1 protein-coding gene (running past one end of the window) is annotated in these 17,853 nt (G+C 61.8%); it reads right to left on the reverse strand.

The window, feature by feature from the left end:
- A protein-coding gene (locus JYJ39_RS12965; RefSeq protein WP_205204873.1) for a tandem-95 repeat protein crosses the window boundary here: on the reverse strand, positions 1-17,853 show its 3' end. Its footprint extends 21,807 nt past the window's final position; 17,853 of the gene's 39,660 nt are visible here — the last part of the coding sequence; the start codon falls outside the window, past its right edge; its stop codon occupies positions 1-3.

Raw genomic sequence — 17,853 nt, forward strand, 5'->3', positions numbered from 1 at the left:
TTACCTCTTGATCACCAACCCGGTGATCTCCGCCAAACTCCGCTCTTCCTTGCCGGTACCGATGAAGTACTCGGTCAACCAGGCCGGGTCTTGCGTCTGGCCGAGGTCGGGTACCGCGGCATGCCAGTCCACCGAAAGCACCGGCGAAACCCGCACCTTGCCCTGGTTGAGGACGATGTAGCCGCCGCCTTCCTGGACGCGGACCGGACCCGAGACCCAGGCCGAATCAACACTGAGCTGAGCCGATTTCGCGCCGCAGGCCAGGACGCTCAGGCTGAGCGTGCCGGTGGCGCTGTGCTTGCCGTCGGTGACCGTGTAGCTGAAGCTGTCACAGCCGACAAAGCCCGGCTTCGGCGTGTAGCGGTAAGTGCCGTCGCTGTTGCGGGTCAGCGTGCCGTTCCTCGGATTGCCCAGGCTCAGGGTCAGCATGTCGCCGTCGGCATCGCCCACCAGGGCGGCGAAGTCGATGTCGATGCTTCCGTTGCGCGGCAGGCTCAGGCTGGCGCTCTTCGCCACCGGCACATCGTCCACCGCAAGGACCGTCACCTGCAGCATGGCTTCGCTCACCGCGCCTGCCTTGCTCGCCTGTTCGGTCGCGGAAGCCACGACCTTGAGGGCGAATTTGCCGTTATAGTTTTTTGGCGGAGTGATGCTGAGCTGGCCGAGTTTCCAGGTGCTGACGTCGGCCGCGGTGTTGCCGGCCGTTGCCGTGAAGCGGCGGACGCCATCGGTCAGCGTGGCGCCGGGCGGAATCCCTTCGATGCGCACGACCAGAGTTTCAGAGCCATCCGTATCCTTGAGGCTGGCACTGATCGCCGACAGGCGGATCGCCGTGTCCTCCAGGCCGGTATTGGCCGGCAGGGTTTCGCTGAGAACGATGTCGTCGACCATCATGCCGCGGCCATTGACATCGAACTTGCCGGCTTCGGAAACGATGCGGATCGACTGCGTGCCGCCCTTGCCGACGAAGCTGAACGTCCTGGTCTGCCAGTTGAGCCCGCACGTGACGCTGGTGCCGGCATCGCCACCGATGCGCACGCCGTCGACGTAGATGCCGATCTGCGTGAAATCCGCGCTATAACCCAGGCGCCCGGCGACATCCAGGCTCAGGGTGTAGGTGGTGCCGACGACGGTATCCACGCTGCGCTCGATGCCCAGAGTCTGCGCCATGTTGCCGGCCGCATTGTTGAGTTCCAGCCAGTTGCCGCCGTTTCCGGCAGCCGCGTATACCGGGCGCAGCAGGCCGGCGCTGTCGGCCATGCGGTCGTGACTGCTCCAGATTTCGAAGCCGTTGAGACCGCCGGCCGTCGCATCGCCTGCTGTCAGCAGTTTCCAGCCCTCGAGTTCGGACTGCTGGACCAGGGTCGAGCTGTTGTCGCGGTTGGCCGCGCTTTCCCAGCCGGTGCGGAAGACTTCGCGCTGCGGACCCGTGCCATCAGTGACGACCAGGGTCGGCGCGTCGGCCACCGGATTGACGACCAGACGCACGGTGGCGACATTCGAATCCACCGTCCCGTCGTTGAGCACGTAGCTGAAGCTGTCCTCGCCGCTCCAGTCGGCGCGCGGCGTATAGATCAGACGACCGTCGACCGTGGCGTTCAGCACCCCGTTCTTCGGCTGGCTGACGATGCGGATCGCCAGGGCGTCGCCGTCGACATCATGGCTGACCGGCGTCAGGACGACGCGCGCATCCTCGTCGAGGACCAGCGTATCGTTCTGCAGCGCCACCACGTCATTGACCGGCAGGAAGGTCAGCGTCAGATCGGCTTCGCTCCTCGCCGTGTTCTGGTTGGCCTGCTCGGTTGCCGTCGCCACCACCTTCACGGTAAAGCTGCCGTTGTAGTTGGCCAGCGGCGTCAGCTTGAGCTGGGCCATATTCCAGCCGGTGATGTCGGCCGTGGTGTTGCCGGCCAGCGCCGTGAAGCTATACACCCCGTCGCTCAGGACGCTGCCGACCGGCAGGCCTTCGATGCTCAATGCCAGCGTTTCCGAGCCGTCCGTATCCTTGAGAGCGGCACTGATCGCCGGCAGGCGCAGTACCGTATCTTCCAGGGTGGTGTTGGCCGGCAGGCTTTCGCTGAGGACGATGTCGTCGAGCATCATGCCGCGCCCGTTGGCATCGACCTTGGTCGCTTCCGAAACGATGCGGATGCTCTGCTTGCCGCCCTTGCCGACGAACTGGAAGCTGCGGTTCTGCCAGTTGAGGGCGGTCGCCCCGCTGGTTGTCCCGTCGCCGCCGATGCGCACGCCGTCGACATAGATGCCGATCTTGGTGTATTCGGCGCCATAACCCGGGCGACCTGCGACATCCAGGCTCAGGGTATAGGTGGCGCCGGCCAGGGTATCGACACTGCGTTCGATGCCCAGGGTCTGCGCCATGCTGCCGCCGGAGTTGTTGAGTTCCAGCCAGTTCTTGCCGTTGCCGCTGGCCGCGCTGACCGTGCGCAGACGGTTTTGCGCATCCGCCATCTGGTCGCCCGTGCTCCACACTTCGAAGCCGTTGCTGCCACCACAGCGGGTATCCGGCCGGGTGATCAGCGTCCAGCCTTCGAGTTCCTTCTGCTGGAGCAACGTCGAGGTCCTGTTCTTGTCGGCAACGCTTTCCCAGCCGGTACGGAACAGTTCGCGCGTCGCGCCGCCCGTGTCGGACAGCACCAGGGTCGGCGCGTCGGCGACCGGCGTAACGATCAGGCGCACGGTGGCGACATTGGAATCGACCTGGCCGTCGTTGACCACGTAGGTGAAGCTGTCCTCGCCGCTCCAGTCGGCCTGCGGCACGTAGGAGAAGCTGTTGGCCGAGAGCTGCACGAGCTTGCCGTGCAGCGGCTGGCTGACGATACGCCCGTTCAGGACGTCGCCATCGACATCCGAAGCACGCAGCGGGAAGGCGGCCAGGCCGTCTTCATTCAGCGTGACGGTATCGCCCAGGGCGAGCGGCGCATCGTTGACCGCGTTGATCACCAGATGCACTTCGCCGGTCGTCGAGACCTGGCCGTCGCTGACCGTCCAGTTGAAGCTGTCCGGCCCGTGGTAATCGGCCGCCGGGCGATAGGTCCAGGTGCCGTCGACATTTTGCGTCAGTTGACCATGGCCCGGCAGGCCAACAGTGATGCTGAGCGCATCGCCATCGACATCGCTGGCACTGGCCTGCAGGTTGAGGACGAGCGAGCCGTCTTCCTGCAGCATGGCGGCAATCGGGCTGACCACCGGCGCGTCGTTGACCGCATTGACGACCAGCGCAATGACGCCGCTGGTAACGAGATTGCCATCGCTGACTTCGTAGACGATGGCGTCGCTGCCGTTCCAGTCGGCATTCGGCGCGTAGGTCCAGGTGCCATCGGCGTTCTGCGTCAGGCTGCCATGTTGCGGGCCGCTCTTGACGGTGGCCGTCAGCACGTCGCCGTCCACGTCCGTTGCACCTTGCAGCAAGTCGATCACGGCCTGGCCGTCCTCGTCCAGCGTCACCGTGCGCGGCGCGATGACCGGCGCGTCGTTGACCGGGCGCACGCTCAACGTGACCGTTGCCAGGTTCGAATCGAGCAGACCATCGCTGACCTTGTAGCTGAAGCTGTCCTCGCCGAACCAGTCGGCCTCCGGCACATAGCTGAAGCTGCCATCGGCTTCCAGGGTCAATTGACCATGTTGCGGCAGTGTCACGACCGTGGCGCTCAAAGTGTCGCCGTCGACATCCGTCGCGCCTTGCAGCAGGTCGATCACGGCCTGGCCGTCTTCGTCCAGCGTCACCGTGCGCGGCGCGATGACCGGCGCGTCGTTGACCGCCTTCACCTCCAGCGCGATGACGCCGCTGCTGCTCTGCGTACCGTCGCTGACTTCGTAGACGATGGCATCCGTGCCGTTCCAGTCGGCATTCGGCACGTAGGTCCAGGTGCCGTCGGCGTTCTGCGTCAGGCTGCCGTGTTGCGGGCCGCTCGTGACGGCAGCCGCCAGGACGTCACCATCGACATCCGTCGCACCTTGCAGCAGGTCGATCACGGCCTGGCCGTCTTCGTCCAGCGTCACCGTGCGCGGCGCGATGACCGGCGCGTCGTTGACCGCCTTCACCACCAGGGCAATGACGCCGCTGGTAACGAGATTGCCATCACTGACTTCATAGACGAAGGCATCCGTACCGTTCCAGTCGGCATTCGGCGCGAAGGTCCAGGTGCCGTCAGCGTTCTGCGTCAGGCTGCCGTGTTGCGGACCGGTCTTGACGGTGGCCGTGAGCACGTCGCCATCTACGTCCGTGGCGCCTTGCAGCAGATCGATGACAGCCTGGCCGTCCTCGTCCAGCGTCACCGTGCGCAGCGCGATGGCCGGCGCGTCGTTAACCGCCTTCACCACCAGGGCAATGACGCCACTGGTGACGAGTTGGCCATCACTGACTTCGTAGACGATGGCGTCCGTACCGTTCCAGTCGGCATTCGGCGCGAAGGTCCAGGTGCCGTCAGCGTTCTGCGTCAGGCTGCCGTGTTGCGGACCGGTCTTGACGGTGGCCGTGAGCACATCGCCGTCGACATCCGTCGCGCCTTGCAGCAGGTCGATCACCGCCTGGCCGTCTTCGTCCAGCGTCACCGTGCGCGGCGCGATGACCGGCGCGTCGTTGACCGCCGTCACCACCAGCGCGATGACGCCGCTGGTGACGAGGTTGCCGTCGCTGACTTCATAGACGATGGCATCCGTGCCATTCCAGTCGGCATTCGGCGCGAAGGTCCAGGTGCCATCGGCGTTCTGCGCCAAGCTGCCGTGTTGCGGAGCGATCTTGACGCTGGCCGTCAGCAAGTCGCCGTCGACATCCGTCGCGCCTTGCAGCAGGTCTATCACCGCCTGGCCGTCCTCGTCCAGCGTCACCGTGTTGGCGGCCACGACCGGCGCGTCGTTGACCGGCATCACCGTGAGCTTGACCTCGGCAATATTGGAGTCGAGATTGCCATCGGAGAGGCGGTAGCTGAAGCTGTCCTCGCCCGCCCAGTTGGCGGCCGGTTGGTAGCGGAAGCGGCCGTCGGCCGTGATTTCCAGCGTGCCATGCGCCGGGCCGCTGACCAGGACCGGCTTGACGCCAACCTGGTCGGCGCCAATGTCGTTGGCGACGACGTCGATATCCAGCGTTGCATCCTCTTCCAAGGTCACCGCATCGTCGCGCGCTTCCTGCGGCACGCCCAGGCGCAGATCCTTGACCGTGACGTGGCTGCTCGTCGCCGCCGCGCCCTTGCCGAAGCCGATGAGGTCAAAGGACAGATTGACCACCGTGCCCGCAGCGATACCGGCCAGATCGACCAGCACCGTGCGGCTGCCGTCGGCGTTCCTCACTGTCGTCACGCCCGAAGCCTTGTACTCCGTACCATCGGCTTGCAGGTTGAGAATGGCATCGTTATGGCTGAGCCCCGTGCCGCCGAGCATCGACAAGCCGGTATTGGCGTCGATGAGTGCCACTTCGAAGGCATCGTCCGGAGCATTGCTGACATCGTCCAGTGCGATGCCGGACAAGGTAAAGGACAGGAAGCGGTCGTTGGAACCGAGCACGAAGGCCTGGTTGAGGCGGGTTTGGGTAGCGGCGGTTTCCTTGAGGATGGCGGCACCGGAAGCGATGGCGACATCGCCTTGCGTAGCCCAGCCTTGGTTATCAGCAAATTGCGGATTGGTCAGGGTCGGGTTGGCGGCGACTTCGAATTGCGTCAGCGCAGACGAAAGCGAAGACCGGCGCTGGCGGACGGCAACGAAGGCGGCGAGGCTCATGGTCATGGGCAGGGGCGTGCCCGGCGGGCTGAAGGGGTCGTAGGGAACGGGCGAGGATGCGCCGGTTTCCTTGGCGAGACCGAGTAGCTGTGCCATGAGGTCGAGTTCTTCGGCGCTGGGCAGGCGGCGGATGCCGGGTTGCAGCGTGCTAGCCATTAGATCGTGGCCGTCTGCGCTGTGATCCAGACCCAAGGCGTGGCCGTATTCGTGGAGGAGTACGGTGAGGAGGTCCATCTTGCCTTCGGCCTCAGAACCCGGCTTGGCGATCCATTCCAGCGGGTTGCTGGTCGGGAGGTATTCATCGTTCAGGTACGGGGTGTAGTCGATGTACCAGTTGTGGCCGGCGGCGTTGGCGTCGAGGGTGATTTGGGCGTCTTTGCCACTGTCAGTGGTTTGGCCTACTTCGTTACCCGTCAAGTCGGCGAAGGTGAGGTTTTGGGTGGCGGTAGTGAGGACGTTGGCGAGGGCAGGAGTGTCTCCGGTGGTGGGAGTGGAGATTTTCCAAGTCTCAGTTAAGCAGCGCCCCACATCCGACTCTTCAGCATCAAGTCCATCAATCATGTACTGGATACGAACCTTGACGCCGTTTTTTTCTACCTGCATTACAAAACGGTCTAGCCCAATATAACCCTTATTCGGCAAGTAGCGATACAAGCTTCTGGCTGCTGCATACGTATCGTTTTCCAGGACTACCTTGCCGTGCGCGGGTGCTTTGACCAAGGTAACCTTTGCATCAGAAAAGAACTGTCCGCTAGAAAGCCCTTTTGCATACCGAGAGTCATTGCCGTGATACTCGAACAGATAGCCACCTGCTGCAATTACGGGCCTAATTTCAGCACCAGTATCCGGCCTTGACGTAGTACACACGCCATACGCATAGTTATCGGCTGCCTGTACAGAAGAAATAATTGCCATGGCAACCGTCGTACCAAGCAGAAGGCCAGCATTCTGTTTTATATCCGGTATCCACATTGCGCTACCCTCATTCGATTGCTTCAGTTGTGCAAACAATGGTTCGGCTTGCACCCACAGTTGAGTGACCTGCTCTGCCGTCAAATCCACGCCGTCCGGAGTTTCGGGAAGTGCAATTTCCTCGTCCACCACCAGGTTGCTCTTCGATTTTTCACCACCAATCTCAACCACTTTGTGTGCGGTGAGAGCGATGCCAAACTGCTGGTTGTAGTTCTTAGCGGTAAGAGTGGAGATGCCGATACGCGTTAGGACAGAACGCATGCTCTCGTAGGGATTGCCACCATCAAGTACATTCTGAACGTTTAGATTGTAGTTATTCCAACGCTTCTCAGATGCATCTTTGCCGATGCCGAACGATATTTTCTGAAATTCATTTTTTTGTGTATCTGGTACCGTAGTGGCAACCCATGTAATCGTCGAAGCCTTGTCGTTCAGCCTGTTGCCATCATTCGCATTTCTCGTTCCCCAATACCAAGAACCTGCCAGTGCAGCCAGTTGCCGACCTTGGTCAGTGTTTTGGCAGAGACGGTCTGTGATGCCGGGTGTCTTCTTCAATAACGCTTCGATTCCTGCTTTGGTTTGCCCCTGAAACTCTGGAACCAACACGGAGTATTTATTGGACTGGGATATCGCATAGAAAAAGTCCACATAAGTAGCAAAATGGGTAACGTGCAGAAAGCCTCTTCCAATCCAATTGTGAGCAATCTTCTCAGACGCAAGGCCATTACCTGTTAGACCATTGCCCTTATCTGTAGATAAATAGTAGTCGGCAAACTTATCCTCTACAGCCTCCCAATCCGAACCGGAAGCGAGGAACATACTCTTGCTATTGTCTCTCTTTCCATTAACTAAAGGTGCGTCTACGCCCGGATCGTTAAGACTCTTGCCCTCAAGCGTATTTAATCCAAGCACATCTTTAGCGAAGATCTTTAGGTTGGCGAAGCGTTGTTCCCGAGTTAAAGAGCGTCCTCCAAACATACCAGGGAAGGTGTCTATCAGCACCGATACCCGATACGGCCCAATTTGTTCCTTCATTTTTGTCAAGCCCCCTGTCTCTTGCTTGACTTGTGCTAAGTAAGCCGCAATCCGCTGCGGCGTATCGATATCATAAGCAGACATGGATTCCTGTAGCGGCTTGACCCATTGGCCTGCTGTTGCTACGGAACAACCCATGAACTTGGCCAACGACTCCGCCGTCATCATCGACCCCAGCGTGGCCGCTGTGCCACCCAGTAATATGCCATTGGCGTCGATCAGCCCGCTGGCTTGGTTACCCGTACCGAACAAAGCCGCCTTGATCTTGGCCTGATTTCCAGCGCTGGCGATCTTGATATCGTCCCATCCGACGCCGTTGCCGGCTTGGTTGTCAGTGAGCGTCGCACTGTAGACCGCCAGAAAGTCCTTGAGCGCGTCACCTTGCCGGTTGGCGCCCTGGGCGTTGTCGGTCTTGCTGCCAAACGTCTTGTTCTTCGCATCGTAGCTGTTATCAATATTGGGATTACCCAGCATGCCAGCCAAGGCTTGGGCATTGGCGGCATTCCACAATTTATTCTGGTAGTCCGCCTTGTTGGCATCGGAAATCAAACCTGGCGGCGTATCGGAGGTTAATCCCAATACGACATCCTTGCCGGCAACCCTGCTCTGGTTGTCTTTCGAAACATATTTCTCATTAATCCCCAAATTGAGCATGGCGCCGATTTCGCCCGTGCCTTTGAACCAGAGCTTTTGCTCATCTTTCGTGCGACCTTGCTTGACCGCCGCATCCTGCCCCAGCAGCATGGTGTCGTAAATCCAACTGCTGCCCTGGATGTTCTTTCCCGCATCAACCTTATCGACCCAGCCGCTGGCGAGCGTGCCTTTGGTCTTGAGCATGGAACTGAAATCCATCCAGTGCGGCGCGTTGTAGGCGTTGAGCCAGCCCAGTGTCTTCCTGCCGTTACCTCCGGCAGCCGAAGAATCCACTTCAAGTATTCCGTCCGCACCGAATTTGGCCGGATTGAAACGCCGGGTCTCATCCACGGCTTTGTCGTACTTGGCCTTGGCGTCTCTCTTGGCAGCTTCAATGGCCACTTGCCACGTACCGGACGATATCGCTGCGGAAGCGGCAATCGCTTTTGCTTTTTCTTGCTCGATCGCGGCGGCATTGTCCGGTGTGGGCTTCTTCTTGCCAGCAGTGTTGTAGGTAATGTCGCCGATTTTCGGCTCGCCATAGGTGTTGGTGACCTCGTCATAGATCACCGTGACCGTCTGCGTAGCAACAAAGTAGGCGCAGGTATAGATCGTTTGCGTGTACGTCCCGGCGATGGCAAAGCCGTAGCTTCCGGTATACGCCACCTTTTCGAATAGTTGCAATGCCCGTCTTTCGGCATCGGTAAACTTCCCATCCACATTGAATTCCTGCGACGCCTTGAGATCGTAGGCGGGATAGCCGAGATACTTGAGGCGCTGCTCGACCTTGAAGACATCAAGGACGGCATTTGCCTGACCGGCACCGACGCTGCCCTCCAACTTGAATTCGCTATACCCCGGGTTATCGAGCGGCCGATCCCCGAAGAAGACCGCCCCATTGGCCTTCGCATAATCCACGGCATTGATGGTCAGCGATGCCTTCGCGGAGCCTGCCTTCTGTCCGGCCATATCCTTTTTCAAGGTGTAGCTCAGTTCGACGTTGGCCGTTTTCCCTTCTTTCAGGGACTCACCGGCGCGTAGTGTCTTGAGGTCTTTCTCCGTCAGATTCGGCGCCACGAAGAAACGTCCCGAGTCTTCGAACTTGGCATCCGCCCCTGCATCCGTGCGGGAAATGATGGTCTTGTCCTTGTCGTTCATGACCACCAAGGTCATGCCACGCTGATCGCCCTCGATAAGCGTGCGCTTCTCCGCTGCCACGAAGTCCACGCTGAGGTTGTTGATGAGTTGATCAATGTCGGCCTTTCTGGCGGCAATTGCTGCCTTGTCGGCTGCTTTCGTGCTGCCCGGATCAGGCAGTTTGAGTAGCTTGTGGGCGATGAGGCGCTTCACATCGACTTCGATCACATCGCCCATATTGCCGGTCACATTGATCTTCACATCATCCGCATCAAAAAACGTCCCAATCGGCCAGCCATTGGCAATGGACGAGGCCTGCTGGCTGGTTTTGGAGATCAGTTGCTCGGCGTTGGTCGGCAGCTTGATGTGCTTCGACAGCCGATCCTTCTCCGGCTGGGCAAGGGCGGCCTTGATCAGTTCCGCGACATCCCAGGCATGGGCTTGGCTCGGGCGCGGACTGTTGTCGAAGATATTGGCGCTTCCCAGTCCGCGCAATTGGCCGATCAGGACCTTGCCGTCTTCAGAAAGCCCCAGGTTCTGAACGCCGTAGCCATCGAGCGGCAGCGTCGCACCCAGATATTCCGGCGTGCCAAACGGGTCCTTGACGATGCCCAGCTTGCCGCCCACGTTAACCTTCTTGGCGTTCGCGCTGCCGCCCACCGCAATCGGCGGGCCAGAAGGCGTATAGATGAACGTCGGCGCCTCATACATCTGCCACCAGTACGGATCGTTGCCAAAGAAGTTATCGTCGGAAACGAGGGCGTATTCGACGCCATCAACCTCCACCAGGACGGCGCTTTGTGCCCGCTGGATGTTGAGGCGGTCAATCCGGACCTGCTCATCGCGCTGGAACATGCTGATGGCCTTCATTTCGGCGCTGGTTACCGTTCCATCCGCATCACGATTAAGAACCAAGGTCCCAAGACCAGCGTCGTAATCCATGATATCGGCCACCAGATAACGGTCAGCATCACGAGTCGCCATGATGGTCATTGGCGCCTTGCCGCTGCGTCCATCACCCGGCAATTTCGCAACGACCGGCTTGGCTATCTTACCGGTCAGCATGTTCAGAGAATTGAGATCGAAAACCAGAACGTTGCCCCGGCGCGTGAAATCCCGAGCCCCCCAACTTAAGCTATCCGGCTGGGTCGGTACTGAAACAACCAGGGTTCGACCGTCTGGCCCAACCACCATCCCGCTGATGCCGAGAGGGCTGGCCTCGATGCCGGTACCTTTAAGCGAAACAGGTGCCTTTTTGTAGTTCCCCGTTTTTGGATCAATATTTTGCGAACTGATATCGAGTGCCAACAGGCGATTGCCACCACTATAGCCGCCCTCACCAATAAGAAGCAGGTTGCCGACCGTGGCAAGACTAGTGATATTTTGGGCTAAGGGAATATCAACCGAATTGATTACCTTCAGGGTAAGCATGTCGACAACAATCAACTTCTTGTTGCCTGCAATGAAAACCCGCGACAGGTCGTCGGTAAAGACGATGGGTTGAACCTTCCTGCCGGTGATGTAATCGAGCTCCTTGGCGCCCAGATATTCCACGAGGTTGACCGATGCCACCACGGACTGATCGGTCTGGCGAATGAATTCGACACCGGTGCGGGTCAGCGTGGCCGCCATATGCGGGCGCGGGGTGATGCGCGCGACGTTGCCGGCAAACACCAGTCGTTCGCCATCGGTAAAGGTGCCCGATCCCTTGAGCTGTTCTGTCGAAATCTGGCGGACCAATTGCCAGCCGACGCTGCCGATGGCGATGCCCTTGGGCGGCGTTACGGTAATGGCCCCGCTTAGATCGCCATTTCTTGCAGTGGCCCAAGCATCTTGCGTGGTGCCGTTGTCGAAGACCATGCGCAGCATGAGCTTACCCTGGAATTGGCCGGGGTCCGGGTTGTTGATGGTGATCTGGAATTCGTTGGCATCGGTAATCCTGGCGTCGGTGATGTTCGGCACGACCACGTTGCCCCAGGGCGTGGGCGCCGGTTTCAGGTAGTTGCCGGTATTGAGTTGGAAACGCTCGCCAGGCTGAATCACCGGCATGTCGATCTTGGCAAACTGCGGCACGCCGAAATGGTAGGAGGCAGCGCCGATGTTTTTCGCCATGCTGCAGATCATGCTGACGATACTGCCGGTGACCATCTTTGCCGCAATATCTCCACTAGCGCCAAAGCCGAGGCCGACGTTGTCCAGGGTCAGCCAGTCGCCGGCGTTGCCCCACAGTTCGAATTCGCTGGTGATGACGCCGGGGAGTTTCTTGCCGACCAGGTATTCGCCGGATTCGTCCAGACCGACATAGGGGGGGCTGGCCGTTCGAGCGATGCCGTCGGCGCCGACGTAGCCGTTGTCGATGATCCACCAGATATCCTTGAAGCTGCCGTCGGGTTGCAGCGCCTGGCCCTTCTTGAAGAACAGCACTTCTTCGCCGGCTTGCAGATCGCTGGTGTCTTGCAGGGGGATCGCCAGTTGCAGTGGGGTATTGCTGGCTTGGTCGCCAATGTCGATGCGGAAGGCCGCCACGGCTTGCACGGCTTCCGGCACTGGCATCTCCATGCCGGTTTCGGCTTGCACGTTGGCCAGGTCGATGCGCTTGATGCTGACGGCGGCATCTTGTTTCAGTGCGCCGGCGCCGATCAGCACGGTCTCGCCGGTGGTCGCTTGCACTGCCCCACCCAAGTCGGCGGCGATGGTGATGCCGACGCCGGTGTCGACGACCTTGGGCGCTTCGACGTTGAGCGAGATGTCGGTCTGGCCGATGACTTGTTCGCTGATGGCGCCGTACTCATCGGTGACGCTCTTCAGATGAACCACCGAAATGGTGACCCGCCCGGTCTTTAGGGCGGTGATCAGGCCGTCTTCACTGATCGTGGCGATCGATTCGTCGCTGATGACATAACGGGTGCCGCTGCGTATTTCCGGCATGGCAGGCGTTACATAGGTGATCGTTTCCCCGGTATTGGGATCGAGCAGGATTTCACCGGTATCTGGGTCGTAGAGATAATCGCCGGTATCCGGGTCGATCAAGGGCAATTGGGTGCTGGGGTCGAGCCAGGTTTCCACCTGCTCGGGCGAGCCGGCGAATTCGATCTGGCTGGCGCCGTGGATGTCGGTCTGCTGGCCGTTGCCAGAATCGATCAGGTGCACCTTGAGCTGCCGGGTGCCGCCGGGGATCAGGGTCAACGTGCCGGGATAGACGTCGGGTTCGATCGTCAGACTGTCTTCAGCGTAATATTCCTCGCCTTCGCTGGCGACGCTGGCGGTCTTGACATTCAGCGATTGCACCGCCTGGATCAAACGGCCGTCGGCATCGACGCGTTTGACGATGATCAGCGACGCGCCCTGGGTATTGGCGCGAACCAGATCGAGGTTGTCATCCACCTGTACTGCATTACCGCCGACGCTGCCCATGCTGGCAATATCGATAACGCTGGCATCGAGGTAGGTGCCACTGTTAATCGCCACGCCCTTTTCATCCTCGAAGTCGGCTGTGGCTTGCAGTTTGGCAAACTGACCGGCAAACAGGCTGGGCAACTGGGCGAGGTGAATCTGCAACAGTTTCGCCCCGCTCACATTGACCTTGAGTTCAATCGGCGCGCCGGTGGCGAAGCCGTCGTCGGCTTGCAGGGTTAGCGTGGCTTCGCCGCTGAAGCCGGCTTCGGGGGTGAAGCTCAGGGTGTGGCCGTCGGCGCCCAGGCGTGCGGTGCCGTGGGTGGTGCCGATGATGCGCCAGAAGACGGTGTCGCCTTCGAGGTCTTCGGCAATGCTGGCGAGCGCGCTGGTGAGGCCGAGGTCGGTGTGGGTTTTAAGGGTCGGCAGATTGCTGACTGCAACCGGTGCCTGGTTGGCATTGAAGCCGGTATTGGCGTAAAGCGCCTGGCGGTCGGCGGCGTTGATCAGGCCGTCGCCGTTGATATCCCCTGTGGGTGTCTGGTCGATGCGGGCCTGTTCCCACAGGCCGGCGTCGGCACCGTCAACCGCACCGTCGCGATTGATGTCGCCGGCCAGCGAGAGGCGGATGTCGGCCTGCCCTACACCGCTGATGCGGATCAGCTTGACGCCGGCCTCGGTCACGCGCAACAGGCGGGTCACCTTGCCATTGAGAGTGGTGGTGCCGATGATCTGGGCGCCGCTCACTTCGAGTACGGCATTGTCCGGCAAGGCGGATTGCAGGGCGACGATGACCGCGCCCTGGCCGCCCGCCGTATGGATCGTGGACGCAATTTCACTGTCGCGCACTGCGAAGGCCAGCGTCACACCCTGATCGGCGCTCAGCGTGCCGCTCCAGGCATTGTTGCTGCCGTTCCAGTTCACCACCGCACCCAGGTTGGCGGTCAGCGTTTCGCTCACCGGCTGACCGTTGCTTGCGTATGCAACAGGCGTTCCCAGACCCGTGTCGTCGAGACGACGGACCAGGGTCAGCTTGCCGTCGCTGCCAAAACGGTAGGCGATGGCGCTGCCGGCACCGGTTGCATCGGGATAGGTAATGCGAGAAATGCGTCCCTCGGCATCGCGCAGGAAGTCGATCCGGCCGGCCGGCGTGCTGCTGTCGGAGGCACCGACCGCGGCAATGCCGGCATCGGACACCAGCCAGCGCTGGCCATCGGCAAAGCCGATGCTGTTCACCTTGCCCTGTGCGTCGAGTTCGTAGCGGGTACCGTCGGGCGCAATGAGGGTGTACCCGGTCGGGACCCAGGGCATGCCGGTCGCCTGATCGTAGAGTCGATCGCCCTGACGGGTCAGGGACGGCACGCTCTCGCCGCCATCGACACCGTGGGCCTGCAATTGCCAGCCCTGGGCCGTGCTGAAGACCGGGTGCCAGACCTGCGGCGCACCGGCTTCAGTTCCCAGGCGCTCGCTCTGCGTGCCCAGCGTGAAGCTGAGATTCTTGAAGCCGGCATCGGCATTGGCCAGGTCGGCCGGAATGCTCAGCCAGACGCGAGCCCCATCCATCCACGGCGCCGTCGCACCGGAGGCCAGGGTGGCGGGCTGGTCGCTGGTCAAGCCGGTAGCGAGCAGCGGCAGGCGCCAGTTGCCCAGATCATTGCCCTGGGCATCGTTGGTCGTACTCCACTGACGCGCCAGCGCCAGCGTATGGCCGCCCAAGGTCACCGTGGCATCGGTCTGGACGTTGCTGACAAAGCGCTTGTCGGCCGTGTCGATGATGATGCCGGCGGCGATTTCGCTGGTCCGGCCGACCAGATCCCAGGCCGTGAAGCGCAACTGGTAAACGCCGTTGCGGAACAGTTTCGGATCGAGGCTGGCCAGGTTCAGTGCCTGGTTTACCGAGCTCGCGGCGGCATCGGCCTGGGCCAGGGTGGTCCAGGTGTCGGTGCCGGTCGGGGCCAGTTGCAGGCGCCAGCCCATGAGTTGGGCTTCGCCAAGCTGGGCGACGACGCTCGTCACGTCGCTCAGGGTACGCGGCTCGCCGTAGGCGGTGGCGCCCGCCAGGGCGCCTTGCCAGGCCAGTTGCGGCGCCAGGGTGTCGGCCGGGTCCTTGACGCGGACGGTATGGGTTTGCGTGTTGCTAAAGCCGTCGACATCGGTCGCGGTGACCCGGATGTCGATGAGACCCGGCAGTTCCGGCACCAGCTTGAGGCGACCGGCGCTGTCGAGCGCGACGGCCTGCCAGTTGCCCGACTCGCCCAGGCGCATTTCGGCGCTCACCGTGGCGATGCCGCTCCAGGCATCGGCCCGTACGGTGGCGACCACGGTTTGTCCCGGAATGACCGGGGTACTCGGCGTGGTCGACACGAGGATCTTCGGCACGTTGGCCGAAGCGTCGGCCACGACGCGCAGGACGAAGGTTTCGCTGACCGTGTTGCGGCCATCGGAAACCAGTGCGCTGACCGTGAAGTCACCGATCTGGGCGGCCCCCGGCGTCCAGTTGAGGCGATGGGCCACGGCGTCGTAGCTGGCGCCCTCCGGCAAGTTGGTGAAGCTGACCGTCAGGGCCGTCGTTTGTGTGCTGCCGTCCGGATCAACCGCAAGGATGCCGCCCGCATCGGCGCCGCCCAGACTGACCGGAATGGACAGGGAGTCGCCGACCACCACGGCATGGTTGTGGGCCGTGACGACCGGCGGATGATTGACGTCGAAGACGCGGACCTGCACGGTCTGGGTCGTCGTCGCCGTACCATCGGTAGCCTGGAAGGTGAAGGTGAAGGCCTTGTTGCTGGCCAGGGCGTTATCAACCACCTGCTGGTCCGGGGTCCATTCGAAATAGCCGCTGGCGGCATCGAACATCACGCCGGCCGGGGTGTTTTCATCATGGATGAGGCTGAGCTGGATGGCGTCGTGGTCGGCATCGCCAGTCAGCACCGTGAAGCTCACGGTGTCGCCTTCGCTGACCAGTTGCAGCGGCAAGGGCAGGATGCGCGGCGTCTGGTTCACATTGGCCACGACGATTTCCACGGTGCGCGAGAAGCTCGCCGCACCGTCGCTGCCCGTCACCGTGAAGCGCCACAGCCCCGGCGTGCCGGTGTTGCTGTCCTGGGCGGCAAAGTTGTCCGGCGTCCAGGACAGGTTGGCCTTGCTGCCATCGCCGGCCGGCGTGAACACCAGGCCGCGCGGCAAGCCGCTCGCCGTCCAGTCCAGGCGGTCGGCATCGGCGTCGCTGCCGTAGAGCGCCAGTGAGAGCGGCACGCCTTCCGTGGCGTTGAGACGCAGCACCTCGCCCAGGCCGGGATCGGCCACGGGCTTGCCGTTGACTTCCACGCCGAGCACGTCGGGCGCCGCGTTGGCGGCACGGACGACGATGCGCAGGGTTTGCCAGCTGATGTTGGGTACCGGGTTGGCCGGATTGGTATAGCCGGCATCCTGCGGCGGCAGGCCCTTGTCGGTCACCGCGATGGTCACGTCGTAGACGCCGACCGCCGCGGCCTCCGGCACCCACGCCAGCATGGCGTGGCCGTACTGCGCGGCCGGCGTCAGCGTTGCACCGGCCGGCAGGCCGTCGGTCGACCAGGTCAGGGCATCCTGATCCAGGTCGCTGGCCAGCAAGGCCACCGAGAGCGGCTGGCCGACCAGGGCAACAACCTGCTTGGGCGCCACGATCACCGGCGCTTCGCTCGTGCTCTTGACCGTCAGGACAAAGCTCTTGGCCTGGGTCAGCACCTGGTTCACATCGCCGTCGCCGTTATCGCTGGCCACCACCGTGATGGTGTAGTCGCCACGGTCGCCCGCGCCGGGCGCAAAGCGCAACACGCCGCTTAGCTGGCTCGGATCGGCCGACGGATTTTGGGTATACGTGGCAAAGCGCGGCAAGCCGGAGAAAGTCAGCTGCACCGGGTTGCCGTCCACATCGTTGGCGCTGATCGGAATTTCGATCACGCCGCCCTTGTCGACGAAGGCATTGCTGATGTCGCCGATTTCCGGCGCACGATTGGCATTGGTCACCTCGATGGGCAGCACGAGATGGCTGACTGCCGGCGTACCGGTGCCGTCGCCGTCATCGGTGGCCGTGACATTGATGCTGTAGGTACCGGCCTGGGCATAACCCGGCGTCCAGACGATTTCCATGGTTTCGGCATCGAACCTGGCGCCGTCGGGCAGACCGTCGACCTGGTAAGTGACGGTCGGTGCCGTGGTATCCGGACCGGCAGCCTGGCCACCGGTTTGCAGACGGATCTTGGGTTCGAAATCTGGATTGTCCGGGTCGAAGGCAAAGACGCTGATGCGCAGCGGCTGGCCTTCAAGCGCATGCCAGGTCTCGGCCGGCACGAACAGGGGCGCGCCGTTGGCATTGGTCACGTTGAAGGTGATTTCGCGCGTCACCGTGGTCGTGCTGACCTCGCCATCCGGCGTCGTCCAGGTGGCGATGAGCATGACCGGCAGCTTGAAGCTGCCATGCTGTGCGAAGCCCGGGGTCCATTCCAGCCAGCCGGTTTCGGAATTGAGCGTGGCACCGCCAGGCAACCACGGGCAGGCATATTCCAGCGAGACGGAGGTCCCATCCGGCTGAGCCAGGCCACCCGGCACGCTGCCGGCGAGTTGCAGCGCGTAATGGTCGCCCTCGCGCAAGGTCTGCGCGGCCACCGGCAGTAGCACCGGTTGCGGATACGCCTGTTCGACCGTGACATTGAACTGTTGCGTCACGGTACGCTTGCCGTCGCTGGCGACGACCGTGACATTTTCGTAAAGACCTGCCTGGTTGTAGCCCGGCACCCAGGTCAGCATGCCGCTGGCGGCATCAAAGACGGCGCCCGGCGGCAGATTGCGGAAACTCACCGTCAGGGTGTCGCCATCCGCATCGGCGGCGGCAATCGGCAAACTGAGGGTTTCGCCTTCGGCCAGGCTGATGTCGCCCTGGCTGCTGATGACCGGCGCGTGATTGCCGCC

The sequence above is a fragment of the Azonexus hydrophilus genome, assembly GCF_905120355.1.
In the GTDB taxonomy this organism is placed as follows: domain Bacteria; phylum Pseudomonadota; class Gammaproteobacteria; order Burkholderiales; family Rhodocyclaceae; genus Azonexus.